Origin of the sequence: Lactimicrobium sp., assembly GCF_036453465.1 — a bacterium.
Lineage (GTDB): Bacteria > Bacillota_I > Bacilli_A > Erysipelotrichales > Erysipelotrichaceae > Bulleidia.
Window position 1 is genome coordinate 1 of record NZ_JAZHUW010000011.1, and the last position, 26,985, is coordinate 26,985.

The 26,985-nt window shown below is 47.5% G+C and carries 28 protein-coding genes; 2 read left to right on the forward strand and 26 right to left on the reverse strand.

The features are described from left to right. Positions 1-230, forward strand: a 230-nt coding sequence (locus SOI44_RS04170) for a hypothetical protein (protein WP_331347969.1), incomplete at its 5' end; no start/stop codon positions are given. Here SOI44_RS04170 and SOI44_RS04175 read toward each other — a convergent pair. From SOI44_RS04175 to SOI44_RS04295, 25 genes are all read right to left on the reverse strand, one after another. Continuing rightward, entirely contained in the window at positions 227-2,014 is a 1,788-nt protein-coding gene (locus SOI44_RS04175; protein WP_331347970.1) for a sensor domain-containing diguanylate cyclase, read from the reverse strand. The genes SOI44_RS04170 and SOI44_RS04175 overlap by 4 nt on opposite strands. A gap of 240 nt (positions 2,015-2,254) precedes the next feature. Beyond that, positions 2,255-3,742: a cellulase family glycosylhydrolase gene (locus tag SOI44_RS04180; RefSeq protein WP_331347971.1), complete on the reverse strand. Its 1,488-nt coding sequence runs from the start codon at positions 3,740-3,742 to the stop codon at positions 2,255-2,257. Between the two features lie 78 nt (positions 3,743-3,820). Continuing rightward, a complete protein-coding gene (locus SOI44_RS04185; RefSeq protein ID WP_331347972.1) occupies positions 3,821-4,006 on the reverse strand; it encodes a hypothetical protein in 186 nt (61 codons plus the stop codon). Positions 4,007-4,182: 176 nt separating this feature from the next. Further along, on the reverse strand, positions 4,183-4,767 hold the full coding sequence (locus SOI44_RS04190) for an MBL fold metallo-hydrolase (protein ID WP_331347973.1): 585 nt from the start codon (positions 4,765-4,767) through the stop codon (positions 4,183-4,185). Between the two features lie 3 nt (positions 4,768-4,770). Then, positions 4,771-5,541, reverse strand: coding sequence for a 3'-5' exonuclease (locus SOI44_RS04195; RefSeq protein ID WP_331347974.1), 771 nt, complete (start codon positions 5,539-5,541; stop codon positions 4,771-4,773). Positions 5,542-5,601: 60 nt separating this feature from the next. Beyond that, on the reverse strand, positions 5,602-5,853 hold the full coding sequence (locus SOI44_RS04200) for a hypothetical protein (protein ID WP_331347975.1): 252 nt from the start codon (positions 5,851-5,853) through the stop codon (positions 5,602-5,604). A 42-nt stretch (positions 5,854-5,895) separates the two neighbouring features. Next, positions 5,896-7,035, reverse strand: coding sequence for a 23S rRNA (uracil(1939)-C(5))-methyltransferase RlmD (gene rlmD / locus SOI44_RS04205; RefSeq protein ID WP_331347976.1), 1,140 nt, complete (start codon positions 7,033-7,035; stop codon positions 5,896-5,898). Then, positions 7,032-7,661 (reverse strand): HAD family hydrolase, encoded by a 630-nt coding sequence (locus SOI44_RS04210; RefSeq protein ID WP_331347977.1) that lies wholly within the window; start codon positions 7,659-7,661, stop codon positions 7,032-7,034. The genes rlmD and SOI44_RS04210 overlap by 4 nt, the downstream gene beginning before the upstream one ends. Next, positions 7,658-8,341, reverse strand: a complete 684-nt coding sequence (locus SOI44_RS04215; RefSeq protein ID WP_331347978.1) for a hydrolase — start codon at positions 8,339-8,341, stop codon at positions 7,658-7,660. Before SOI44_RS04215 ends, SOI44_RS04210 begins: the two co-directional genes overlap by 4 nt. Then, a complete protein-coding gene (locus SOI44_RS04220; protein WP_331347979.1) occupies positions 8,338-11,955 on the reverse strand; it encodes a DEAD/DEAH box helicase in 3,618 nt (1,205 codons plus the stop codon). The genes SOI44_RS04215 and SOI44_RS04220 overlap by 4 nt, the downstream gene beginning before the upstream one ends. 84 nt (positions 11,956-12,039) lie before the next feature. Next, entirely contained in the window at positions 12,040-12,795 is a 756-nt protein-coding gene (gene yaaA, locus SOI44_RS04225) for a peroxide stress protein YaaA (protein WP_331347980.1), read from the reverse strand. Next, the gene (gene bcp, locus SOI44_RS04230) at positions 12,792-13,247 is read right to left on the reverse strand and encodes a thioredoxin-dependent thiol peroxidase (protein ID WP_331347981.1); all 456 of its coding nucleotides are present in this window, start codon (positions 13,245-13,247) and stop codon (positions 12,792-12,794) included. The genes yaaA and bcp overlap by 4 nt, the downstream gene beginning before the upstream one ends. Positions 13,248-13,313: 66 nt before the next feature. Further along, positions 13,314-14,216, reverse strand: a complete 903-nt coding sequence (locus SOI44_RS04235; protein WP_331347982.1) for a GNAT family N-acetyltransferase — start codon at positions 14,214-14,216, stop codon at positions 13,314-13,316. Positions 14,217-14,231: 15 nt separating this feature from the next. Continuing rightward, positions 14,232-14,615: a VOC family protein gene (locus SOI44_RS04240; protein WP_331347983.1), complete on the reverse strand. Its 384-nt coding sequence runs from the start codon at positions 14,613-14,615 to the stop codon at positions 14,232-14,234. Further along, on the reverse strand, positions 14,602-15,240 hold the full coding sequence (locus SOI44_RS04245) for an MBL fold metallo-hydrolase (RefSeq protein WP_331347984.1): 639 nt from the start codon (positions 15,238-15,240) through the stop codon (positions 14,602-14,604). The genes SOI44_RS04240 and SOI44_RS04245 overlap by 14 nt, the downstream gene beginning before the upstream one ends. A 9-nt stretch (positions 15,241-15,249) precedes the next feature. Beyond that, a complete protein-coding gene (locus SOI44_RS04250) occupies positions 15,250-15,609 on the reverse strand; it encodes a DUF2200 domain-containing protein (protein WP_331347985.1) in 360 nt (119 codons plus the stop codon). A 5-nt stretch (positions 15,610-15,614) separates the two neighbouring features. Next, the gene (locus SOI44_RS04255) at positions 15,615-16,517 is read right to left on the reverse strand and encodes a PfkB family carbohydrate kinase (RefSeq protein ID WP_331347986.1); all 903 of its coding nucleotides are present in this window, start codon (positions 16,515-16,517) and stop codon (positions 15,615-15,617) included. Between the two features lie 92 nt (positions 16,518-16,609). Next, positions 16,610-18,271, reverse strand: a complete 1,662-nt coding sequence (locus tag SOI44_RS04260) for a diphosphate--fructose-6-phosphate 1-phosphotransferase (protein ID WP_331347987.1) — start codon at positions 18,269-18,271, stop codon at positions 16,610-16,612. Positions 18,272-18,416: 145 nt separating this feature from the next. Next, positions 18,417-18,794, reverse strand: coding sequence for a hypothetical protein (locus tag SOI44_RS04265; RefSeq protein WP_331347988.1), 378 nt, complete (start codon positions 18,792-18,794; stop codon positions 18,417-18,419). Positions 18,795-18,848: 54 nt separating this feature from the next. Continuing rightward, on the reverse strand, positions 18,849-20,798 hold the full coding sequence (locus SOI44_RS04270) for an NAD(+) synthase (RefSeq protein WP_331347989.1): 1,950 nt from the start codon (positions 20,796-20,798) through the stop codon (positions 18,849-18,851). Beyond that, positions 20,795-21,421 (reverse strand): nicotinate (nicotinamide) nucleotide adenylyltransferase, encoded by a 627-nt coding sequence (gene nadD, locus SOI44_RS04275; protein WP_331347990.1) that lies wholly within the window; start codon positions 21,419-21,421, stop codon positions 20,795-20,797. The genes SOI44_RS04270 and nadD overlap by 4 nt, the downstream gene beginning before the upstream one ends. After that, the gene (locus SOI44_RS04280; RefSeq protein ID WP_331347991.1) at positions 21,421-22,935 is read right to left on the reverse strand and encodes a nicotinate phosphoribosyltransferase; all 1,515 of its coding nucleotides are present in this window, start codon (positions 22,933-22,935) and stop codon (positions 21,421-21,423) included. Before SOI44_RS04280 ends, nadD begins: the two co-directional genes overlap by 1 nt. Positions 22,936-22,950: 15 nt before the next feature. Further along, positions 22,951-23,469 (reverse strand): cysteine hydrolase family protein, encoded by a 519-nt coding sequence (locus tag SOI44_RS04285; protein ID WP_331347992.1) that lies wholly within the window; start codon positions 23,467-23,469, stop codon positions 22,951-22,953. Beyond that, the gene (locus SOI44_RS04290; protein WP_331347993.1) at positions 23,466-24,293 is read right to left on the reverse strand and encodes an NUDIX hydrolase; all 828 of its coding nucleotides are present in this window, start codon (positions 24,291-24,293) and stop codon (positions 23,466-23,468) included. Before SOI44_RS04290 ends, SOI44_RS04285 begins: the two co-directional genes overlap by 4 nt. 99 nt (positions 24,294-24,392) lie before the next feature. Then, positions 24,393-24,890, reverse strand: coding sequence for a DUF5673 domain-containing protein (locus tag SOI44_RS04295; RefSeq protein WP_331347994.1), 498 nt, complete (start codon positions 24,888-24,890; stop codon positions 24,393-24,395). 78 nt (positions 24,891-24,968) lie between these two features. Between SOI44_RS04295 and SOI44_RS04300 the strand changes: the two genes are divergently transcribed. Then, positions 24,969-25,790, forward strand: coding sequence for a Cof-type HAD-IIB family hydrolase (locus SOI44_RS04300; protein ID WP_331347995.1), 822 nt, complete (start codon positions 24,969-24,971; stop codon positions 25,788-25,790). A 3-nt stretch (positions 25,791-25,793) separates the two neighbouring features. On the opposite strand, the gene SOI44_RS04305 is transcribed toward SOI44_RS04300, so the two are convergent. Further along, the gene (locus tag SOI44_RS04305; protein ID WP_331347996.1) at positions 25,794-26,909 is read right to left on the reverse strand and encodes a cation diffusion facilitator family transporter; all 1,116 of its coding nucleotides are present in this window, start codon (positions 26,907-26,909) and stop codon (positions 25,794-25,796) included. Between the last annotated feature and the right edge of the window lie 76 nt (positions 26,910-26,985).

Consider the following 26,985-nt stretch of genomic DNA (forward strand, 5'->3'; position numbering starts at 1 on the left):
AGAGATTTGCAGGATTCGAGCCTAAAGAGATTGTTCTCACCGTTGTTAAATGGCTGAGAACCAAGTGCCAGTATTTCAGAGTAAGAGATATGCATCATTCGATCTTCACAGACAAGTATGTAATGAATCAAAGAGAGAATACATTAACCTGGTTAGAAGTGAATCAGCTGGTGAAAAAATATCATTACACAATCATCTATGCTGGCAATCAAAATTCGCCAATTTGTTAATATGCCCTTTTCAGAAAATCTTCATCCATGGCTGCCTTTTCATAGATAAACACAAAGAACACACCGCCATAGGAAGAATCTTCCACAAGTCTGCCAACATCAATCACCGGAATGACTCTGCCATCTTTGGTAATGATGCTGTATTCGACGTAGTCTTCATAGTATGGTTTCTTCTCAGTTTCAGTTTCCTTCTGATGGTTGATCTGTTCCCAGATGGAAGCTTCAACCCGGCTGCGGTCTTCCGGCACGATGATGTGCGTGAATTTACCGCCGGTAAAGGAACAGAAGTCATCATAATTGTCACAGCCCACCAGATGAATCAAGGAGTCATTGGCAAACAGAATCTCTTCATCGTTTGGATCTGACTTGTAGATCAGGAAGGATCCGGGAATGCCGGATGCCAGTGCCTTGGTGCTGAAACCAAGCTGTTCCCGCTTGATATCCGCCATGGAAGGATCATAGTGCCTGGCTTCATGCTTACCTGAGATTTTGGCAGCATAGAGTGCTTCATCTGCCATAATCATCAACGCAGAGCGCTGCTGTGCCTGCTGTGGGGCATCGGCATAGCCGGCAGAGATTGTATAGCGGATGGTTTTGCCATTGATTTCAAACACCTGCTCACTGGCAATTGCCTTTATTACCATTTCAGCACTTTCTTCAGGCGTATGATTCCAGATGACAACACAGAACTCATCGCCGCCCGTCCTGCCAATCAGACTGTCTTCAGGAAAAGAGGAACGCAGATAGAAAGCCAGATGTTTCAGTGCCTTGTCACCAGCCGCATGGCCATAGACATCATTGATGACTTTGAAATCATCCAGATCAAGAAAGACCAGAGTGTATGTATGAACAAAAGGATTGGCGGATGCTTCATCCAGCTGCTTGATAAAGCCGCCTCTGCTGAGCAGTCCGGTCAAAGCATCCTGATAGGCAAGTGTATGCAGGCGTTTATCCTGCTGCTTTGTATGCAGGGTCAGATAGAGCAGTCCTTCAAAGGCAATACAGCAAAGCACTGTAAAAACGCAGAACGGTACCGCCCGGCTGGATTTCCAGCCTTTGAGTGGTTCTACCTGCAGCGTCCAGCTGCAGGCACCGATGGAAAACGTATAAGAAGCAGGATTGTCAAGCTGTTTTCCATCTGTCAAAGAGGTTGAAACTTCCACATTGTTACTCTGCAATGGCGACATGGTTGTCTGCAGACTGTAGTTATAGCCAAGCGTGTTCAATGCTTCCAGCGTACTGCTGTAAACATCCGGCACCTTTACGGCAATAATCACATAGCCCCAGAACTGCTTGTCACCTGAAAGAAAAACAGGATTGGTGATACAGACACATTCACCAGCCGTATCAATTGTAAAAGGACCATACAATACCGGTTCATTATTCTCACGTGCATACTGCATGACGTTCAGGGCACCGGCATCTTTGTTAAGATCCATGCCAATCTGAGAATCCGAAGATGGATAGGTATTTGTAATAATACCGCCTGGAGCGAGTTCAATCATGGCCACATTGTCTGTCATTAACAGCTTTGCGGATTCCTCAAAGTAATCAATGTTTCCATGATTCGCCGCAATTTCCTGATCCAGCAGAGAAGACTTGTCAATGGCGGATTGAAAGTCATCCTGCAGTTCTTCCCCATAGGCTTCTGTTACATCATAAGCACGGATATGCTGGTTGCTCAGATCGTTTGAATGAATCAGATAGGTAGAAATACAGGAGATAAATGCCAGCAGAAACGCAGCTGTGATCAAAAGGATTTTCTGTGCTTTGGACAGCTTCATATCTGCATTCCTCCTTTGCTCATGGTTGATACCTTTGCATCGTAACCATACCAATCTGGTACATGTTCTATCACCGGGTCTTGTAATGAAAAGAAATTGACCGGCAAATATTGAGTATTTACTTTTTGCCTGCCTGTCTCAATAATGCCACAAATCTGCCATCAAGCCTACACCAGATTTCAAACACATTCACTGCTTATGAAAGGCGAAAGCCCATCTCATCATGGCTCTGATGTTTTTTCATTGTCCCCTGATCATATCCCGGATCCAGATTCCTGTATCCGAAAGGTCGTCATCCGTCCAGCCCTGCGCCGGTGCAGAAGGTTTCAGAAGTGCAGATGACTCATCTTTATTGCATAAACTCCATGCTGCATAGCTGATATTGCGATCATTGATGGCTGTCTTCCACTTTTCAGCAGAGTCATAATCGATGGCTCCGCTGCCAGATGCATCCACAATACTGAATTCTGAAATGAATACAGGCATACCGCTGTCATGAGCGGATGCCATCTGCTGGCGCAGATCATCTTTATGTGTTGCAGCATAGAAATGCATGGTGTACATCAGATTACCGCCATCCTGAATCGGATCCTGTGCAGCCGCATTGATATCCTGTGACCAGTTCGGTGTACCGACCAGAATCAAAGCATCTGGTGCATTTTTCCGGATGATAGGAATGATATCCTCAGCATAGCTTTTCACTTCCTGCCAGGATGTGCCGCCATTGGGTTCATTGCAGATTTCATAGATGACATTGTCATGATCTGCATATTTTAATGACATCTTATCAAAGAATGCCTCTGCCTCAGCCTGATATTTCACCGGTGTCAGATCATGCAGAACATGCCAGTCAATGATGACATACATGCCAAGATTTGTTGCTGCCTGCACACCTGTATCGATTGTATTATCCAGTACATGTTGATCGCCATCTGTACACCAGCCGCCATTTTCATCGGTATACAAAGCAAGACGGACAAGATTAGCACCCCAGTCATCCCGCAGTGTCTTAAAAGAATCTTCAGAAACAAATTGCGGGAACCAGGCAAGACCATGGGTGCTGACACCCTTTAATTGAAACGGATTGCCATGTGCATCCATAAGATCTGCACCCTTTACACTAAGAGCTCCATGCACAGCTAACGGGGATCCCTGGATATCATTAGATCTATCTAAAGCCGGCGTACTGCTCGTTTCTGATGCAGCACTAGCCGCAAATAGATCCTGATCCAGAAGCTTTTGGGTTTTGCCGCTTTCCTGATCAACAGAATATCTTCCCTCTAATGACAGATGCTGATCGCCAAGCACAATAAACCCTACATCGCTCACCTTGTTTCTGGCTTCAATCTTCTGGTTGTAATCTGCAGGTGTAAAGGTAAGCTCTGTACCATTGGCTGTCAGCTTACAGTTCCAGAAATCTTTGATTGTGACAGTTTCACCTGCATCAAGAACCACCGTCCAGGAAGCCATGCCATGATTCGTATTGTTCTCCAGGGAAGCACTGTATTGGCATGCATACTTTTCTGATTCCTGCCAGGAATTGGTCTGAACTACGTCAAATACAAGATCTGCCTTCTTCTCTTCTGTTACAGCAGATGCCAAAGGTGTTGAACTGCTGTTTGCAGCAGTGTTATGGCCGCATCCGGAAAGAAGGCAGGATGCAGAAAGAACCATGCAAAGAAACAGCATGGAAAAAGTACGTAACGAATGATGTATTCTGTTTTTCATCCTATGCATTCCCCCTCCATCAGCTGACGTGATTACACCTGATAGGCGCATTCTGCAGTAAATGGCGCAGTCATTGATTTACTGGCCTGCGGATGGTGTGATGGTCACAGCTTTGACAGTGTACTGTCTGTTTTCATAACGGTATGCCTGGTACACAGATGCCACGATCATCACAACAGCACATATGGCACAGATCATCAGAATGGCTCTGGTGCGGTCAATGTTTCTTGTATCAGATGTAAACTTGTCCCCGGTGTTCTTCATTCTGGTTATACCCTTTCCTGGCATCTTTCTCAATGCCTCTTCCTCTCTGCAGGTATAACTTACATCACCACCATCAAGCTGCTGTACGTGTTTGCGTACAGCAAGTAAATAGTTAACAAATACTATCTTTATCGACTGTTTTTGGACAACATCGAATGCACGCAAAGAAAAACGAATTATCCATGCAGCTCTTCGATTGGCCAATGGGCATAGTAAATCTGTCTTGCATGATGTGCTTTGATCAAATGCCATGATTCTGAGAATACAGGGTCCTGCATTGATTCTTCCATTTCATATGGGTACAGATCACCGACAAAAGCTGCTCCTCCATCCAGAATCAATGAGATACTGTCCTGGGAATGGGCAGGTGTCGATATCACTTCTCCCTCAATGCCGATGCTCTTCAGAAATGCCCTGCTGTCTTTACAGCATAAATGCAATGCTTTTTGGGCATCAATGGGCTGAAAGAAAACATGATGCTGCTTGACAAATACAGCATCAGAAACATGCACATATGGTTCCTGCACATCAAAAATGATGAACTGCATACCAGCATCCATCAATTGTGATACCAGTCCCATATGATCCGGATGAAAGTGAGTTACCATCAGATACTGTATATGGCTGATCTTAATGTTCTTTTCATGCAGGCATTTATAAAAAGCATGCAATGTACCTGCCCAGTCAGTATCAATCAGCAGTTTTCCATCAATCAGATAGCATTTCGTTCTGCCATAGAGAAGTTCTTCAATGCTAATCATAGATCATTTACTAACTTTGCTTTCAGCAAGCATATGGAACAGAATGCCTGTGGCATAAGCATCTGATGCAGCGCGGTGGGCACTGCTGTTGTCACGGATACCGTAATAGTCACACAGTGTTGTCAACTTATAATCCATCACATCCCACTCATCCGATTCTGTATAGCCGCCCTCATCTGGATCCCAGACCTTCTGGCCATATTTGACAAGCGTGTATCTGGCAAGCTTTAAGGTATCATAGAATTTCCGCTTTTTCGGCAGAGACAGGTCCATGCCGGAACATTCCAGAAACTGCATGTCGAAGGAAAGATTATGACCGACGATGTTGTCACTGCCAATGAAGGAGGCAAGATCATCCGCAATCTCAGCAAACGCTGGCTGATTCTGCACCATGCTGTTGTCAATTCCTGTTTTTGCAGTGACCACAGCAGGAATCTTTCTGCCAGGATTAACAAGCGTACTGAAAATTTCAACCGGCTCCCAGTTGCGAAAACGGATGGCTGTCACCTCCGTAATCCGATCAGAAGAAGGATGCAGTCCTGTTGTTTCGGTATCAATTGCAGTAAAGCTGCCAAGATGTTCCATATTCGTTTGTTTTGTCACATTGGAAAAAGTATGTTCCGGGCACAGAGAATGCCGGATGATATTGTTCTGCCTGTTGATGACGATCTTGTGTTTTGGAATACGCTCAAGATCATTGCGGAAAGCATCATGGCAGGATGCTTTCTGATCTGTCTGTACCTTTGCCTCTTTGGTAAATGGCTGAAAGTCCAATGAAGTATCTGCATCATTGGAAAAAGTGCTGGCCGCAGAAGTGGATCCTTTACTTTCTGCTTAAAATATTTCATCAATTGTATTATCGCCTGAAACATCTTCAATCGGTATGGACGCATCATGTTTTTTATGCCGTTTTGGATGCCAGTTCCATGTCAGGTAGATGAACCAGCCATTGAGGGCAATAAAGATCACACTGAAAACAGGATACGTGGGCAGTGTACCGATGCCGCCGATGATCCAGATGCCGAAAAATGCAGACAGAAAAATCAGGAAGATGATGGCAATTGCTTTCTTTACCGATGATGGCATAGGATCCCCCCTCTTTCCTTTCTTACAGCAATGCGTATTGGTTCATCTGTTATTCTTTCTGACAAGTAATGCTACATTTTCTGTATTAGGCGCAAATGGAAACTGATCCACAGGTACCATGGTGCGGATTCTGTAGCCATACTTGCGCAGGATCTTGGTATCTCTGGCCTGGGTTTCCGGATTGCAGGAGACATAGATGATCCTGTCTGGCTGCAGGCTGCCTAATGCATGCAGGAACTTTTCGGAAAGCCCTGCTCGAACCGGATCCAGAAAGACCACATCCGGTCTTTCGCCAAGATGGTTCATGAATTCTTCGGCATCCATCGCAACAAATTCCACATTGCTGATGTGGTTGATCTTTGCGTTCTTCTTTGCATCACGGATGGCCTGGGGATTGATCTCCACGCCAATGACAAAGGATGCTTGTCTTGCCGCAAGCAGTGAAATCGTGCCAATGCCGCAGCAGGCATCCAGCACCGTTTCATTCTTTTTCAGCTCCGCCAGATCCAGAGCCGTCTGATAGAGAACTGTTGTCATCACCGGGTTAACCTGGAAGAATGATTTTGAAGAGATCGAGAACGTCAGGCCGTCAATGGTATCCGTAATCGATCCATTGCCATAGATCACTTTCTCATTTGGTCCCAGCACCATGGAATCAGTGCCATGGTTATAGTTGAGAATCACCGTCTTGATTTCAGGATGCTTTTTCAGAATGATGGATAGAAATGCTTTTTCCTTTGGCAGAAAATGGGAGCCGATCACAATTGTCAGCAGAACATCACCGCTGGCATGGGAGACACGCAGATAGCCATAGCGAAGTACACCTGTTCCTCTGTCTTCATCATACGGTTCAATCTGCAATTGATCTGCCGTATTACAAAGGTCATGAATGATGGCATTGGCCTTTGTATTCTGGATCAGGCAGGCATCGGTATACACAATCTTATGGCTGTGCTCCTGAAACAGGCCTGCTTTGACATGGCCTCTTTCATCATAGCCAAACGCACAGTAAACCTTGCAGCGGTAATGATACGGATCCTGCATGCCCTTGACTGGCTCCACATTGACACCAGGGAACAGTTCTCTGACCTTGTTTCGTTTCTGAATCAGCTGCTGGCTGTAGGGAACGGCAAGATAGCGGCAGGCACCGCACTTTTTATCCACTTTGCACCGTTTGATCATAACTGCACCTCATCCAGGCTTTCCGCCACATTGTCACAGCCCTCTTCCAGCACTTTTCGAGACTGATGTCCCTGGGCAACCAGAACAACATCCTCAATGCCAATGGCATTGGCACATTCTTTATCATGCAGGGTATCGCCGATAAAACGGCACCGGGCAGGATTGATCCTGTGATTCTGCATGAAATCCTTTGCCATGTCGATCTTGGAGCCGCCATACAGGTTGTCCGTGCCAAGCAGATACGAGAAATACTGATCAATGCCAAGCTGATGGCACTGCTGGTTCAGATTGTCCTGCTGGGAAGCAGACAAAATGATGTTGTCATAGCCCTTTTGAATAGCCTCTTTGATCTTGGCAAGGAATCCCGGCATCAGACGGCAGGAAGAAAATCCTTTTGCATAGGCATCATTGAACTCAATCGAAACATCATCATAGGTTTCATTCTCAAACGTATAGCCCATCCTGTAATAGTAATTGATCACTGGAAAGCAGAACATGTCCTTATACTCTTCCAGCGTATACGTGCGCATATGGCGCTCTTTCAGCATCTTGGTTTCAATCTGCCAGGTCAGATGCACATCATCCAGAATGGTGCCATTGAAGTCCCAGAACAGAATTGGCTTCATTGGGCATCACCCCGATATTTATCCATCATGGACGCAAACAGCTGAGCTGTACTTGGCGGTGTATACGTGATTGCATTGGCACCGGCATCGACGGTTGCTAAGATTGTTTCCGGCTTACTGCCGCCGCTGGCAATGATCGGTACATCCGGGAAATTCTCACGGATCTTCCGGATCACTTCCGGGGTCCTCTGACCACAGGCTACATTGAGAATCGAAGCACCGGCATCCAGTCTTTTCTGGATATCGGTATCAATGCTGGTAACAGTAATGACAACGGGAATATCCACAGCCTTGGCAACTGCGGTCAGATTCAGATTGGTGATCGGACTGTTGAGGACAACACCCATGGCACCGCTGCTTTCCATATCTCTGGCCAGACCGATGGTACGCACACCATGGGTTGTGCCGCCGCCTACGCCACAGAATACCGGAATATAGGAATACTTGATGACAGAATCACCAATGGCCGTCTGCGGCGTAAAGGGATATACAGCAAAGACGGCATCGGCATCACAGTTGCGGATAATAGCTACATCGGTTGTGAATACCAGTGTCTTGATTCTTCTGCCAAAGACGACAATGCCGGAAGCCCTTCTGGCTTCTTCGGGAATACTGAGAATATTGTGCCGCAGTTTTGTTTCAATCACCGGGCGGCTTGTTGCTGTTTTCTTTTCACTCATCCGATTAACTCCATCAGCTCCTGGGCAGACAGCGAAGCAAGACTTGTGGTCTCACCATTGAGAATTGCATCTGCCAGATCTTTCTTTGTATTCTGCAGCTCCATGATACGCTCTTCAATCGTACCCTGGGCAATCAGTTTATATACCGTTACATCATGTTCCTGGCCAATGCGGTGGGCACGGTCCGTCGCCTGATTCTGAGCGGCCAGATTCCACCAGGGATCATAGTGAATGACGACATCCGCACCAGTCAGATTCAGACCTGTGCCGCCGGCTTTTAATGAAATCAGAAAGACCGGCGTATCATCATTGTTAAAGGCATGGCATAAACGCTGCCGTTCCATTTTTGGGGTAGCACCTGTGATCAGGTAATAGGCAATATGACGGCTGTCCAGCTCCTCCTGAATCAAGGCAAGCATGCTTGTAAACTGTGAGAACACAAGCATCTTATGGCCGCCATCCATGGCACTTTCAATCAGCTGGATGCACGTATCCAGCTTGGCAGAACCTTTTGTATAATCCGTGGCAATCAGTCTGGGATCGCAGCAAATCTCTCTGAGCTTGGTCAGCTCCGCCAGAATCTGCAGCTTGTTCTTACTGTCACCGTTTTGCAATGCCAGCAGAGAATGCTTCATATGCACGGTCTGGGCATCATACAGTTTCTGCTGGTCAGCATCAAACTTGGCAAACACGGTTTCTTCCATCTTATCCGGCAGATCCTTCAGTACATCTTTCTTAAGACGGCGCAGGATCAACGGCGATACCATGCGGCGCAGATGCTGTGTCACAGCTTCATCCTTATTGCGGGCAATCGGTGTTTCAAAACGTGACTTGAACGTATCATAGGTAAACAGGAAGCCCGGCATCAGATAGTCAAAGATGCTCCAGAGCTCTGACAGACGGTTTTCAATCGGTGTACCTGTCAAGGCAAAGCGGTGGTCAGAAGGAATGATCTTGACACTCTTGGCAGCCGCAGAACCAGGATTCTTGATGTTCTGTGCCTCATCAATCACTTCCACATCAAAGCTGTACTGCTGGTATGTCTTGATGTCATGTTTCAGCAGATCATAGCTTGTTACAAAAACATCTGCTTTCTCAGATAATAACTGGCTTCTTATTTTCGCAGTGCCGGCAACCGCAATTACCTTGAGCTGTGGCGCAAAGCGGTGGAACTCCTCAATCCAGTTATAGACAACGGATGCCGGTGTGATTACAAGTGATGGCTTTGCAATCCCCTCTTCTTTGCGTGACAGCAGAAGCGCAATGGTTTCCAGCGTCTTGCCAAGGCCCATATCATCGGCCAGGATACCGCCAAAACCGCATGTTAAAAGAGTATGCATCCACTCAGTGCCATAAATCTGATAACTGCGCATGGTATTCTGCAGGCTGGCCGGTACTTCATAATCTGAATTGCGCACATTTTCAAAGTTGCGGATCAGATTGCGGAACGTACGGTCACGCTCTGCGGCAACACTGTCATGTTCCTCGAGCAGCTTGTTAATATACAGTGCTCTGTAAAGAGGCAGCTGCATCTTGCCGTTGGTAAATTCATCCAGTGAAACATTCATCGTATCAAACAAGGCAGACAGAACATCCAGAGAATCATTCTGATCCAGTTCAATGAAGTCACCATTGCTTAACCGGTGATACTTTTTCTTCTGCTTGTAGCTGTCAAGCAAAGCCAGCAGGTCTTCCTCGCTCATATCATGGGTGGCAATGGAAAGATCCAGCAGATTGTTCTCTGTGCGTACACCAATGGATACAACCGGTGTTCTGCGGATGCGCAGTTTGTCAAAGGCATCGGTCACATGCACTTCGCCAAACATCATCAGTGCCTTGATGCCTTCACTTAATATGCTGTAGATCGTATCATCATCCGCATCTGCTGAAAACTGATGATGTTCAGCATCATAGTCCGGATAATACAGCTGCACGGTATCCAGGATTTCACGCTCATAGGTATGATCACGCAGCGGTGAGTTTTGATAATCAGCCCAATGATCATCGATAATCCGATAACTGACATCACCAAAGGATACCTGCGCTGCCAGAGTCAGGATATCGTCATGGCGGTCCAGATAGAAATCATAGGTGCCTTCCTGCGGTACGATTTCAGCAATGCCTTCATCTTCCTGGATTTCAAAGAAGCCGGACTGCTGCAGAACAGGCAGAATGTGGTAATAGAATTCGGAAAGACGGCGCATACCGATCCGGATATGATCGCTGCCATGGCTGCCAAAGCCCATGGTATCCAGCATTTCTGCTTCTTTCTGACTCAGGCGGTACAGTATATCTCCCTGTAAGGCATAGTAATATTGGGAACCATGAAAGACCTGGCTGCGCGGCAATTGCAGATCCACAGCCTGCACATTGCGCTCATCATCAATGCTGGTATGCAAAGCCAGGGTCAGCTTTGCTTCTCCTTCTTTCAGATGCAGAGAACTGGCAGAGCTGCCATGGGGCCGCTTGTCCACAAATTCGATGACATCGCCTTCTGCCGTATCAAAGAACGTATCCAGGGCATGATCGGACAGTTCAATCCTGTTCTTGATGCCGGGAAACGATGGCCGGGAGTAGGAATAGCTGTCATAGTAGCGCCGCATAAAGCGGGCAAATTCTGCTTTTGATTCCTGAACCTGAGTACGCAGAAAACGGTAGTACTTCTCATCTTCCTGCAGAAAATCCTGCATGCCGAAATTGATTTCATTGTTCTTGCCGAGTTTGACAATCTCTCCACTGTCTTTCTGAGAAAGCAGTGCGGACATATCCTTGATCAGGTACAGTTTGCCCGTACCAATCTTCATACTGAGTTCCAGCTTGTCATCATCTGTGATGGTCAGTCTTGGCTTCAGCTGGATGACATTGTTCTTTGTGCCGATCTCCTTCAGGCGGCGGGATGTTCTTTTCTCTGCAAAAGCAGTCAGGAACTGGGCGGCACCATAGTCTGTGGCATCACCAAGATTGTAATGCTGGATGGTTTCCTCAGCCAGGATCAGCAGAGCAAGCTGGTGGGCACACAGACGGCTGGTATAATATGACGAATAAATATAATCGACATCACATGTACCGCCGACATAACGATCATGGGTTACAATTACCTGTACACGTTCCTGATCATCACCAGTGCCAATGTGGCCGTCAATGATCAGTGACTGCTCACTGCTGTCACTGAGGCCATAATTGCTGAAATAAGCAGTATGGACACCCTCAAAGGTGACTGTTTTATCCATGACAAATATCCTTGCCTGGCGTATGACTTCTGTTGGAATCTGGACATCCTTGAAAATACGGGCAAGGTTAAAATAGCACTTTTCATCCTTGCGGGCATCAAACAGCGGCTTATGGACATCAATCTGATGATGCCGCCGGGCATCACGGGCATACAGCAGTGCGGCCATATGGGCACACCGCATTCCCATCGCAGCATTGCGGCAGGTGCAGGACGCATGAAAGTTATCACTCAGATCCACTGAAGTCAGATAGATTCTGCCGGATTCACGGACTCTTCCTGTCACTTCATCCCCATTATCCTTACAGTTAAGGACTGCCCTTGCCTTCCACAAAGCAAGTCCTTTATGCAGATTACGCTCGTTAAAATATGTCTTCCAGTCCATTGTTATACCTCGTTATCCCATTATATCTGCCAAAGCACCATTCGAAAACAAATGATTTCATTCACCAGAAGAAAAAGGCACAGGTCAACCCTGCACCTTGCTTTCTCTTACAAAATGGAAATGTGTATCATCGGATCTGGCTTTGTCAAAGTGATAGTGCATACGGTCATACTGCTTTACCATTTCCACATCATCAACTTGCTTCTCTGCCAGCCAGGCTGTCATATCCCCTCGAGCCATCTTGGCATAGACGCCTTTTGTGACATATCTGCCCTTTTCATGCTCTTCAAAATAGACATTTACAAAGCGGTCATGCTTTGTGCAGTAGTGCTCAACCGCTTTACTGTACTCTTTGGAGGCAAGATTCAAAATCACATGGTCATCATCCAGACAATTCTGGTACAGGCTGTCTTGCCAGAAAGCATAAAGATCCTTTGTCTTTCCAACAGAAAGCGGTGATTTCATCTCCAGCCGGTATGGGACTACCCCATCCATGGGTTTCAGGACGCCATAGTATCCGGAAAGAATGCGGACATGGTTCTGCACCCAGGCAAACTGCTCATCTGTGAATGCAGAAGGACCAAGATATTGATAGGCAATGCCGGCAAAGCTCAGAATAGCCGGAGTCACCTCTTTTTCTCTTGGTTCCTGCAGATATGCCTGATAGAACTTCTGTACAGCTTTCTCACTGCAAAGCCAAACCTTAGCCAGCTGGGGCAAAGACAGCTGCTGCAGCGCCTCATCAATCTTCTTTGTCTGATCAGGAAAGATAGGTGAAGACAATGGCGTCATGCCATCATCTTTGATCATGCGCATAGCAGGAGAAAGGATGACGATCAATGCAGTGCCTCCAGCATCTGGCCTGGATTTTCGGCCGGTTTCACATTGCCCATGGCTTTGACAATCATGCCGTTTTCATCAATGAGATAGGTGCTGCGGACAATGCCCATATAGGTGCGTCCGTAGTTTTTCTTTTCCTTCCAGACATCATAGGCTTCAATGACGGTATGGTCCGGATCGGAAAGCAGTGTAAACGGCAGATGATATTTCTCTGCGAAGTTCTTGTGAGATTTCACACTGTCCTTACTGATGCCAAGCACAATGGCACCCTTTTCTGTGATCTGGGGATACAGTTCACCGAAGTTACAGGCTTCCTTTGTGCAGCCGGGTGTATTGTCTTTGGGATAGAAGTACAGGATGACCTTTGTACCGGCATATTCATGCAGGGAATGCGTTTCTCCATTTTGATCCATCAGAGTGAAATCGGGGGCTTTTGTACCAATTGCAAGCATAGTTATTCTCCTTGTTTTGACATCATGATAGCAAAGTTCCTGCTTCTTATATAAGCCGGATGCCCGTTATTCCAGATACATTTCCACGCGCTTGGTCAGCTGCCATCCTTCATGCAGGAAGAACGAGGCAGAAGCGGAACTGATAGCCGGCACATACAGCAGGCATGGCTTATCTGCTTCCTTGGCAAGCTGTTTCACCTGTGATACAAGCAGATGGCCGACGCCGTTTCTGCGCATATCTTTGATGACATACAGATCATGCAACACAAGGGCATCTGCTGTGTTTTCAACGATGGCCAGGCCGATCAGGCGGCCGTGATCACTGACGGCATAGGCATGTTCTCCTGCGGACAGCACATGATACAGATCTTCTTCAGCAGCCTGCAGGTCTGATGGCAGATGCAGCACTTCATGACGGTAATCATCATAGAGAACAAGTGCATTTTCCAGATTCTTTTCCTGCAGAGCAACAATATGGAACGGGACAAAAGGAGCTGGTTCTTCTTCTGGTTCCTGCACCGGTTCAGAATAATCTTCCTGCAGGAAATCAGAGACATCATCATCTTCCTCATCCTCATCATCATTGTCACGGTCCAGACGGTAGACAATGCCATGGGCTTCACACCAGTCAATAGCAAGATCTCTGTGGCAGGCATCTTCAAAGTCATACCAGTCATTCAGAATATGAAACTTGTCACAGGCAGCCCGGAAACGCCGGAAGGCACCCTGTCCGGTGATAGCATTGTACAGCCAGTCCTTTTCACCTTCATCATCCAGGCCGGCAATGAACAGTTTCATGTTGTGATAATCATTGCGGTCATATTTGTCCGGCAGACGGATAAACCGTTCCATTTCCGCATCATCCGGATGATCGAAGACAATCTGCTGTCTTCTTGGATCATACCAGGCTTCTTCGTTATCCTGCATCTGCTCAATCGCATCGATCACATCGTTCAATCTGACTTCCATAATCTTCACTTCCTTTTACTTTGTATGAGCTTCCATATAGCTTCCATCCGGCACGATCTCAATCCAGTAGCCGTCCGGATCTTCCAGAAAATAGATGCCCATGGCTTCATTTTCAAAGCAGATCCAGTTATGGCTCTTGTGATAGGCATGGGCCTTTGCAAAGTCGGATGCTGTCAAGGCAAGATGGAATTCCTGTTCGCCAAGATCATATTTCTGAGGATGATTCTTCAGCCAGGTCAGTTCCAGACGGAAACCCGTATGGCCGTCTCCCAGAAACACAATCGTAAAATCATCATTTTCTGTACGGGAAATTTCCTGCAGTCCCAGTGCATCGTGATAAAACTGCAGACTTTTCTGCAGATCTGAAACATTAAAGTTAAAGTGGTTAAAAGTATACATTCTGAATTCCTTTCATGACAGGATCTGTTTTGATTCTCTGCATCACTTCCTGTCTGGATGCGTTCCAGTGCATCGGATAAATTCTTTCTGCAGTGCAGTACTGCAGAAAATCTTTGATTCCATAATCTGGCTGCTTGATGCGCAGATCATAAGGAATCATGGCACATGCAAAATGCTTTCCTTTGATCAGGGATAATTCCCGGTGATAGAAATCCGCAAGTTTCCGGTCTTCTTCATCGCCATCCCACCACCAGTTATTGAGATCGCCAGCATGGTAGATACTGCCATCTTTTGTATCAATGACAAAGGCACAGCCTAGATCATTGGATGCCAGCGCCATGATGCGCATGCCATCGATCGATATGCTCTGATGTACATGGAGATGGATCACATCGTCCCGTCTTGCCAGACTGTCATTGATCTCATCAGAAAGAATAAACTTCTCTGCATGTAGGGAAAAAATCTTTGGATCGTAATGGTCAAAGTGGCTGTGGCTGACAAAGACATACAGTGGCTTATCACTGCCCATTGCAGGCAGTGATCCCATCGCCCAGTCAAACAGCAGATACCTCTCACTTGTTTCAATCAGGAATGAGCTGTGGGCAATCGGCGTGATGTTCATCATTATGATTTCTCACACCTCCTTCCTCAATATCTGATCGATCGGTTTTCCTTTGGCTAAATCATCTACCAGCTTATCAAGCTGGCGGATATGGCGGTACAAAGGATCTTCTATGGCTTCCACTTTGATGCCGCAGATACGGCCATGGATGCTTTCTGCATTCTTGTTATAGCACGGTGCCTGCAGAAAGAAAGTTCTGTAGTCAGGATCCTGATCAAGCATCTTCTGCAGACCGTCTTTGTCATATCCCAGCAGCCAGCAGATCACCTGGTCCACTTCTTCTTTTCTTCTGCCCTTGCGCACAGCTTTATTGACAAGGGCAGGATAGATCTTTGAAAGCTTCATCGCATACAGTTTGTCTTCGCCATTCATCCTCATCATTCCTTTCCAAAACAGCGGCGGTAATGATCCAGGGAAAGTACAGCACCGTTTGTTTCACACACTTCCTTTGCCACCTTGTTTGCAGTCATCACGCTCTCTTTCAGACTGTATCCTATACATAATCCTGTCATCAAGGCACTGCAGTGAGCATCGCCTGCCCCGATGGTATCTGCTACTTCTGCTTTTTCAGATGGCACACGGTTTTCCATCCCATTCATATCTATGTAATACGTTCCCTTTTCACCCAGTGTAACAATGACTGCCTGGTGCGTCTGCTGCCATACATGCATGGCAGCTTCCGGTACGGATAACCCGTCACAGCCAGGAAACAGTGTGATTTCATGTGCATTGCAGTGTATCATTGCATGCATGTCAAGCATTGCCTGTGTGCGGTCAGCAGGAATGCTGGCAAGCCGGGGTCCGGGCGCATAAATCATGGTGCCGATATCCGCATGTGACAGCCAGGCCATGATGGCCTGTCCATCCGTTTCTTCCAACTGCAGGCCGGAAACATAGACATAGTCATAATGTCTTTCTGGTATGGCAGCAGGATCAAAGCCAAATTCTGCCCCATGCAGAGAAAGGAAAGTGCGCTCACCGCTGTTTTCAACAAGGCAGTAGGTACAGCCGTTTTCTCCTTCGCTATCATAGGGGCCCTGTATGCCGATGTTTGTGATGGCATTGCGTACATAGCTGCTGTAGATACCGGTTTTGCCAACAGGAGATGCAAGTGTGACATCGATGCCATTGGCATAGGGACATAATGCGGCATTATAGCCGCAGCCGCCAATGGACAACTGCTGGCTTTGCAGGTTGAGATCTTCACCGGTAACGGGCAGATGGTCCACTTTGAGCAGGACATCTGTACAGGCAGCACCTATGACAAGCAGATTTTTCATGATGGTCATTCCTTTCGGTTTGCTGTCTCTATTGTAGCAGAAAACAAAAACAGCCTCTGCGGATGCAGAAGCTGTCATTGCAAGAATTGTGATTACTCGCCCTTTTCCAGAGCCAGTGTTCTGGTTGTCAGATCACAGACATCAGAAGGTCCGTAGTACTGAATTGCACCCGGATACAGGTAGTCTGTCTCAACAGCCCACTTTGCTCTGTGAGCAGCGAAGTACTGGAACGGCTTGCCATCCAGATCCACAAGAGCCTTGCGGATAACCGGTTTGTCTTCACCGTTTCTTCTTTCCATGTTCATCATCTTGGTGATCGGCATACCACCGGCAACCCACTGCTCAGCCGGCTTGGACAGGTTGGAAATCTTGGACAGATATCCAGTGTATCCATACTGAATCAGCATGCAGGCATTGTAGCCCAGGCTGTAGCAGTAGTCAGCGTCGAAGTTGGACGGGAATGCGCATCTGCCTTCATAACCGAAGAAATGATGCTGGGCAGAGAACTTGCCATTGTATTCACCCTTGGCACGTCTTTCCTCGAGCTTCTTGGCAACCATCTGGGAGAACAGCTTCTCAGACTCAATCAGAGAAACCTGTACGTTGCCATGCGGGTCTCTTTCCAGGAAGAGCTGCTGCTGAATGTTCTCCGGCAGAATGTCGAAGACATTCCAGGAAGCTTCTGTCAGGCCCTTCTTGATATAAGCCTTCTTATCTTCCCAGCTAGGCAGGGCATTGAACTCAGCTGTCTTTTCACCAGCCAGCAGTTCGTTGATCTCAGAGATCAGAGTACCGAATTCAGGAACGAATTCAACGATGCCTTCCGGTACGATCACAACACCGAAGTTGCCTTCTGTCTTGGATCTTGCCACAACAGAGTCAGCAATCTGATCAGCAATCTGAGACAGAGACATCTTCTTGGCAGCGACTTCCTCACCGATCAGGCAGATGTTCGGCTGTGTCTCCAGAGCACACTCCAGGGCAACATGGGAAGCAGAACGGCCCATGACCTTGATGAAGTGCCAGTACTTCTTGGCAGAGTTGGCATCTCTTTCAATGTTGCCGATCAGCTCGGAATATGTCTTGGTAGCTGTATCGAAACCGAAAGAGCACTCGATGTCGTCATTCTTCAGATCGCCATCGATGGTCTTCGGGCAGCCAATGACCTGTACACCGCTCTTGTGAGCAGCAAAGTATTCAGCCAGTACAGCTGCATTTGTGTTGGAATCATCGCCGCCGATGATGACAACAGCAGTCAGGCCATGGCGCTTTGCCGTAGCCTCAGCAGCAGCGAACTGCTCCGGTGTTTCAATCTTTGTACGGCCGGATCCGATGATATCAAATCCACCTGTGTTTCTGTAGGCATTGATGAAAGCATCGTCGAACTCGACATACTTGTCGTCAGTCAGTCCGGAAGGACCACCCTTGAAGCCAAGCAGAACATTGTCCTTGTTGGCAGCCTTCAGGGCATCATACAGACCGCAGATGACGTTGTGTCCGCCAGGTGCCTGTCCACCGGACAGGATGACACCGACAACCTGCTTCTTTGCCGGGGCAGTATTGGTGCCCTTAACAAAGGTAATCTCTCTTTTGCCATACGTCAGCGGGAAAAGAGACTTGATCTTCTCCTGATCGGCAACACTCTGTGTTTCCTCACCCTCCTGAACACTGATATTGGCAATACCGCCTCTCAGCATTCCAGGCAGCTTCGGCTGATACTGAAGTCTTTCTTTCTGAAGTGGTGAAATTTCCATATTTGTTTTTTCAGCTCCTTTACCGTTTCAATTATAGCCAGTAACCGGCATAGCCTCCACTTTTTTTGAAGCAGAAAGAGTCATGAAGATGCGTCCAGAGAAAAAGCTCTCCATTTCTGAAGAGCTCATCGTGATCATGAAATGATCATGCATCCTCACCATCATCGCCAAAGGCCATCAGGTTTTTCAGTGGAATATTCTTCCGGATCCAGTCAGAGATGTTGACATCTCCAACATAGACCTGATCCATCATCGGACCGCTGATGGAGAGCGCTGGACGGTCATCATAGCGGATCGTCAATGTCCATACACCGGCATCACAGACACAGCTATTATCGGGATGTCTGAGATATTCTTGTAGATATGCAAACAGCGTATCCGCTGATTCCTTAACAATCTTTGCATATTCCTTCTTTAAAAGCGGATAGCTGGATGTCAGGGAAAAGCCATATCTGCTCAGCCAGATTCTGCCGGAAGAGGAAATGGTCAGATGCTGCTCGATTTCCTCATTGATCTTTGGCATGGCATATATGCTGGCCAATGAGCGGATCTGAATGCTTTTGATCATGATTTACGGTTATTGTGCTTCTTTTACCCTTTGCAGCCATAGAGCCGCACTGGCATCCGATGGCATTCTCCAGTCACCTCTTGGGCTGAGTGTCACCGAGCCAACCTTTGGTCCATCCGGCAGACAGCTGCGCTTGAACTGCTGCTGGAAGAAACGCTTATAGAAACGCATGGCAGCTTCTTTGACTGCTTGCAGATCCAGCTCCGGATAGGCACACAATGCAAAGGCAATGACCTTCTGGGGATCCATGCCATAGCGCAGTGTATAGAACAGGAAGAAATCATTCAGGTCGTATTTGCCGATCTTTTCTTCTGTCTTCTGGGCAATCTTACCGTTGTCACTTGGCGTTAATTCCGGTGTGATCGGCGTATCACAGATGCTGTACAGCACATCGGCCAGTTCCTTGTTTCCACAGGTATCCGCATAGCTTCGGCAGATGTACTGCACAAGTGTTTTAGGAACGGATGTATTAACAGCATACATGGACATATGATCGCCATTGTAGGTGCACCATCCCAGGGCCAGCTCAGAAAGATCGCCGGTGCCGACAACCAGACCGTTTTCCATATTCGCTGCATCCATCAGGATATAGGTGCGCATTCTGGCCTGGGCATTTTCATAAGCGGTATCAGAGCTGCCCTGATATGTCAATGCATGGCCAATATCCTTGAGATGGCTGTTAACACCGGCATTGATGGCAACCTCACGGCACTCATCCGCAAGCATGTTCATCAAAGCTTTGGCATTGTTATACGTATGCGAGGTTGTATTGCCCTCGTTAGGCAGCGTATAGGCTATGATGTGGATGTCTTTGCACTTCTTTTTCGCTTCATGGCATACAAGCAGGGCCAGCGTAGAATCCAGACCGCCGGAAATACCGATCACAAGATTGTGAATGCCGGTGTTTCTGACCCGGGTGGCAAGCCCAGCTGCCTGAATGGCAAGAATCGATCTGCTTCTTTCACCGCGCTCCTTTGCATCAGATGGCACAAACGGACTGCGGCTGATCTGATACTTTTCCTTTTGCAGAACACTGGCAAGCTGGGATGATGTGATTTCACTTTGATCAGCCAATGGTGAAAGGCTGACATTGACATGCCTGTATCCATCCATCTCAAAGCCAAATGTATTCTGATGTCTTCTGTTATAGGAAATCGTATCCAGATCAATGATGGCGGTATTGATATACGGTCTGTCCTTGTCAAACTGCTCAGACAGCAGTCTGCCGTTTTCGGCAATCAGACAATGCCCCGAAAATACAAGGTCAGTGCTGGATTCATCATTGCCGCTGGAAGCATATGCATAGGCACAATAGCATGCCGCACTCTGCTGTGTGATCATCTGTCTGCGGTAATCTTTCTTCCCAATGATTTCATCGGATGCCGAAAGATTCAGGATAACATTTGCCCCAGCCAGTACAGCATGGGTCGATGGCTTATCCGCCACCCAGAGATCCTCACAGATTTCCATGCCGATCACAGCACCCGTTTTTTCATCCTGGACAAGAACATCCCAGCCAAAGGGAACCGGCTGATCATTGATCATGATTTCCTTGTTTCTGATGTCTTTTCCAGAGGCAAACCAGCGGGATTCATAGAATTCACTGTAAGTAGGAATATTGATCTTGGGGATGATGGCCATTACTTTGCCATTGGCGCATAATGCTGCACAGTTATACAGGCAGTTTCCATATGCGATGGGTAAGCCTACGGCAGCCCCACTGTGTTCTTTTGTTGCCTGGGCAATCTGCAGCAGAGCATCTTGAGCCTGCTGTATGAGTGCATCCGAGCCAAACAGATCTGCACAAGTATAACCGGTGATGCAAAGCTCCGGGAACACAAGCAGACTGCAGTCAGAAGACTGGATCAATGCACAGATTTCCTCTGTATTGGCTTTGACATCTGCGACTTTCAGGCGCGGCACACAGGTGCCGATCTTGATCATGTGATTCCTGATCATAAGTAGTTCCTCAATCCATGCAGTTCTTCCGGCAGAATCTGCCTGAGCTCATCTGCCTCACGATAGTGGCTGCCAGGTTCCTGCAGAATCAGAAACAGCTGGCGTGCCTTGGAACTGGAGATATCTCTGTATTTTGTATTGACTGTCACAACCTGAATGCCATCTGCCAGTGAGGCAAGATAGGGATCACTTTGAATCAACTTTGCGGCATCATCCTGACTGCGTGACATGCATACAATGCCAAACTGGTGCACAATTTCCTCCACGTGTTTCCAGCCGGTCTGCAGTTCTTTCAGTTTGTCAGAGCCCATTAACAGATGAGCATGGTATCCCTGCTTCTCAAGCGAGCAAAGCGTATCATAGGTGCGCGGCTGGTAATCAAGCAGGAGCTCTTCTTCATCCACCAGCATCCACTGCCTGTTTTTCGCAATGGCATGCAGCATATCGAGCCGCTGCTTGTTCGAGAAGGAAAAGCTTTTCTTCTGTACCTCACGGACATAGCTGTCCTGGCTTGGCACAAAGATCACCTTTTCCAGTCCGCACTGATCCAGAGCTTCTTTGGCCAGATTGATATGGGCGATGGTTGGCGGATTAAAGGCGCCAAAGAAGGCCAGCACGTTCATCAAAGTTCACCGCCATGCAGCTTTTCATACATGTCAGATCTTACCTTGGCAACTTTCAGAGTCAGATCGACATAATGCTTGTGCGGCATTTCCGGACGCAGCTCAGATTCCCAGACTCTGTTCTCCAGCTGTTCACGGATATAGTTTTTCTTCTGGGCAATGGTCGGCAGATCTATGGCAAGCTCACCATTGATGATGTGCGGCACCAGGATCTTTTCAACGTGGCACGGCGTAATGACCTTGTGTCTATCAAGCTCATCCGGATCCAGATTGATGACTTCAATCGGCTTACCTGCCTCAATCTCTTCATCATCCATAGAGATGATATCGCACTGTCCCTTGCCTTCTTCATCAAACACACGCCATGCCATCAGCTTGCCAGGGATGATTGCCTTGGATGCGGAATCAGAGCACTTCATCTTTGGTGTATACGTGCCATCGGCATTCTTGACAGCAACCAGCTTATAGACACCGCCAAAGACCGGATCCGTGGAAGAAGTAATCAGATTTTCACCGACGCCATAGGAATCAAAGTGCGCATCTTCATACAGTTCCATATCGCTCATCTTCTTTTCATCCAGGGCATTGGAAGCGACCAGCTTGATGTATGGCTTGCCAGCCTTATCCAGAGCCTTGCGCAGCTTCTTGTAGCCTCTTGCCAGGTCGCCGGAATCAATACGGGCACTCTTGACACGCTTGTTAGGATCGTTCGGGTACTTGCGGATCATCTCATCATCAATCTTGATCAGATTCGGCAGACCGGATTCAAAGATAGAATACGTATCCAGCAGCAGAGATACATTCTCCGGATAGGTTTCCGCATAGGCCTTGAAGGCTTCATACTCAGACGGATAGAACTCAATGAAGGAATGGGCAATGGTACCCACGGCCTTGACATCCGGTCCATATTTCATTTCTGCCAGGCAGTTGGCTGTACCGACACAGCCGCCAAGTACTGCCGCATAAGCACCGTCATTGCCGGCACTTTCACCCTGAGCACGTCTGGTACCGAATTCCATGACATTGCGAGGTCTGTGCAGGTTGAGACCGGTGATTCTGGTTGCCTTGGTGGCAATCAGGCTGTGGAAGTTCATTGTCTGCAGAAGGTATGTTTCAATCAGGATGGCACCGGCCATATCGCACTCAATGCGGACCATCGGTACCTGCGGATAGGCAACCGTGCCTTCTCTTAACATATACACACTGCCCTTCCAGCGGTATGTGCGCAGGTATTCACAGAATTCCTCGCTCATGCCCTTTGTACGCAGCCATGTGATGTCCTTCTCGGTAAAGTGATAGTTCAGCAGGAACTTGACAAGCTTGTCCTGGCCGCAGCTGATCGAATAGCCAAGATTATCCGGATTTTCCCGGAAGAACATATCAAAGACCATGACCGTATCCTTGAAGCCATGCAGGAACAGGCAGTTTGCCATTGTAAATTCATAAAAATCAGTTACCATTGCCGGATTGTCATAATCTTCATCCGGTACATACGGTTCAACATGAATACTCATTTCTTTTCTCCTTCATTATTTCATCTGAATCTGACAGGATGCCATCGCATCCAGTGCACTTTTCTTTTTTTCCGGTGTTACGCCAGCGGTTGCCTCTTTCAGAATATACACATCTTTCTGATACAGTGCGGTCTTGATCAGCATCGCATTGCTCAAAACGCAGATATCCGTGCAAAGACCGCATAAGGTCACATCTTCAGGCTGTTCCTTCTGCAGCAGCTCCATCAAGGCAAGACTGCCGAAAGTCGGCTTTTCGATGATTTGCGCATTTCTTTTGGTCAATGCCTCTTTCACCTGCGGCACTAGCTGCCAGCCTGGTGTTCCCTTGATGCAGTGTTCTACTGGAAGATATTTTCCTTCCTGGCTGTGCAGGTAGTTTTCATCATGGGTATCCAGCGTCGCAATCACTGTATCGTAGCCGGGATCCAGAATGGCCTGTACAACGGCCGGCACAATCTGCTGTGCCTCTTTCGTACCAAGGGCGCCGTCGACAAAATCTTTCTGCATGTCGACAACGACAAGTACATGTTTCATAAGTTCTCCTTCAGATAGGTATACATGGGATTGAATGTATACAGCTCACACATTCTTCCGTTTACCTTTGTCTTGCGGCCGGTATCGGTTAACATCTTCCGGATATCACGCCGGAAATTGCCTGTATCGGTCTTTTTACCGATCATAGCTTCATAGGTTGTCTGCATCTGCCGCAGTGTGCATTCCTTTGGCAGCAGGTTGAACATGATGCCGGTGGAAGCAGCCCGGTGCTGTACCTGATCCATGGCCATATTGATGACCTTGATGTGGTCAAAGGCAAGCGATGCATTGGAATCTGCCATGCGGCGGGACCGTGTTTCCACATAGTTGTGCATAGCCTTGTCCTTGACCTCATAGCGCATCACAATGCCGCTTTCTTCCAGTGACATGGTCAGAACACTTGTTCTGCCGCCATCTGACAGCTGTACCGTTTTCTTATTGATCTGAAACCATGCCATCTGCTCGTTTTTCTCTTCGCTGCATTTTTTCAGATTCTCCTGCGGCGTTAAAGACAAGTATGCCGTTGTCATGATTCTGTTGTCATGGCCATGCCTGGAGGCATTGCCAAGGGTATACAGCTGCCGGAAATACGCATATTTGGAAATATGCGTCTGGGCGCGCAGAGCACGCACCACGGCATCATCCATATCTTCATCCATTGCCACTCTACCCTCCGGCAGTGCCCAGTCACCCTTGCATGGCTCTTCATTCCTTCTGACCAGCAGGATTTTCAGACTGTCCTGCACAACGGTCATCAGAATCAAAGCCACTTCAATGGAAGGCACATTGTCAGATGCATGATCACTCTGGCAAAGTTTTTCCACATTTCCTCCTTGTAGTCAATTTGACTATTCCATCGTATCCATTCTCAATTGTGTTGTCAATGTTTTGCATATGTAAAAAAAGCAAGCAGGCTATGCTGCTTACTTGCGCTTCATACGGGTATATTTGCGGGCCAGGTTTACCTGCAGGAACTTTTTAACCTGCTCTTTATTGCCGGGATCATAGTCGATCTCAATCGTGCTGTACTTATCCGGTTTCTTGGGATTGGTGGATTCAATCGTATAATAGACTTCATAGCGCTTCTTGGTATCTTCATAGTCCCAGGCTCTTACCAGCTGCCAGGGAATCAGCTTACCATTGTGAACAAGGCCGTTTTCTCCCATGCCGTCACGCACAACCATATATGCTGAGCATGCCAGCACCATGGCAAAGATTCGCAGATAATCCAGAATTGTATTATTGGTTGAAAACAGAGAGACCAGTGCAAGAATTTCGATCATGCCGAAGCCGATCCGCAGACCGTTCCACATCTTGTCCTGTACAATGACCTGCTTTCTGATGCCGGCATAGCGGATTATCATGGCAATGCCAAGTGTTCCAAAGCCGGCAATAAAAATAATGTTTAATGCGTTTCCCATAACAGACTCCTTTGACACACGGGACATTATACCATTTCATGCTTGTCTTACACACCAGCCGGGAATAAAATCTCTTTCATGAATCAGATACGTCTTGTCATCCTGGATCTGGATGGTACCCTGCTGTCCATGTCCGGCCATATATCCAAACAAGGCAAAGTGGTGCTGCAGGCACTGCATGCAAAAGGCATTGCCATCATGATCTGCTCCGGACGTCCGCTGTATTCCATCCAGCGCATCATGGAAGATATTCCTTTTGACTATGCTGGCTGTCTCAACGGCCAGATCACCTGCAAAAGCGATGGCACCATCCTGCAGCATCTGCCGGATCTTGATCATGAGGAAACAAGACAGCTGTTTGGTTTGATGAAGCATTATCCGATGGTATGTTCTTTCTCAAAGGGAGAAGAATTCCTGCATACCTGTCCCGGATGGTTTCTGCCCTTTGGCAGACTGTATCAGGGACTGTACTGGCTGTATCACAAAATCACCCATAAGCCCCACTATCCCCACCATCTGCAGCGGTTAAAGGATATTGCCCCGGATCACATCAACAAGCTCTGCTTTGCGTCCTTTCCCTGGATTCTCAAAGCCTTTGCCAGCCATCTAGATCCTTCTGTGTTTGCCATTTACTTTGTCAACGCCACCTGGCTTGAAATCCAGCCCTTTGGTGTATCCAAAGGTGCCGCTGTCAAAGCCGTGCAGAAGTATATGCACATATCAAAAGAAGCAATTGTGGCAATCGGGGATGGTGAAAATGATATATCGATGCTGCAGGAGGCTGGCATTGGTGTTGCCATGGGCAATGCCATGCCAAAAGTAAAACAGCAGGCCGATCAGCTTGCTTTGTCCAATCTGGAAGATGGGGCGGTAATGTGGCTGAAGGAAAACCTGCTGTAAGATTCAGATGTCAAGATCCAGTGTGATCCGGAAGGTATAATCCGGGAACGCATTCTCGACATCTTTTTTCATGTGGTCGTACAATGCCTGGCGGTCAGGCACATTCCAGTTCAGGATGATGTCAAAGCTGCAGTACTTCTTTTTCTCATCGACATAGAAGCCATGCATCTGCATGAAGCCTTCATGATCAGAAAGAATCTGCTGTACCTGCTGTCTCATCTTTGCCGCCGCATCATCCTTTGTATTGCAGGAATAAATACCGACACCGACCAGCAGGACGCCGAATTTCTGATAGACAGCATCGGTGATCTTTCTGGTAAGGCTGTCAATCTGCTCGGCATTCATCGTATCCGGAATAGAGATATGGATCGAGCCGACAAAATGGGATGGGCCATAGTTATGCAGGATCAGATCATGGGCGCCATGAATGGCTGGATCCAGTCCTTTGACATACTGCTTGATGGCATGGGCCATGTTTTTATCAATGCTCATGCCAAGGATATCATCCAGGGTCCCCTGCAGCATTTCCAGGCCGCTCTTGATGATCAATACGGCAATGGCAGCACCCACATATGCTTCAATGGAAATATGGGTTGTCAGATAGAGAATTGCACTGAGCAGCACGGAAAGAGATACCAGGGAATCAAAGGAGGCATCTGAGCCTGATGCTACCAATGCAGCGCTGTCTACCTTTCTGCCCTGACGGGATACATAGCGGCCCAGCAGGAATTTGACAATCACAGCCGCCGCGATGATGATCAATGACACCATGGAATAATCCGCTGCGGATGGATGAATGATCTTCTTGATGGATTCTACCAGGGATGTGATGCCGGCATACAATACCAGAGCAGACACGATGAGTGCTGAAAGGTATTCAACGCGGCCGTATCCCATCGGATGTTTGGCGTCCGGTTTCTTTGCGGCCAGACGGATGCCGATGATCGTAATGATCGAACTCAGTGCATCAGACAGGTTATTGATGGCATCCAGAATCACAGCGATGGATCCTGACACAAAGCCGACGGCCATCTTGAAGCCGACCAGGGCAAGGTTGGCAATAATGCCGGTCAGTGATGTATGAACTATGACTTTTTCTCTGCTTTTTTCATCTGACATGAATGTTCACCTTCCGTTTCCATCTGCTGATTTTACCGCGGTTTTGATTCTGCGCAAAGAAAAAGGACTGCATGCA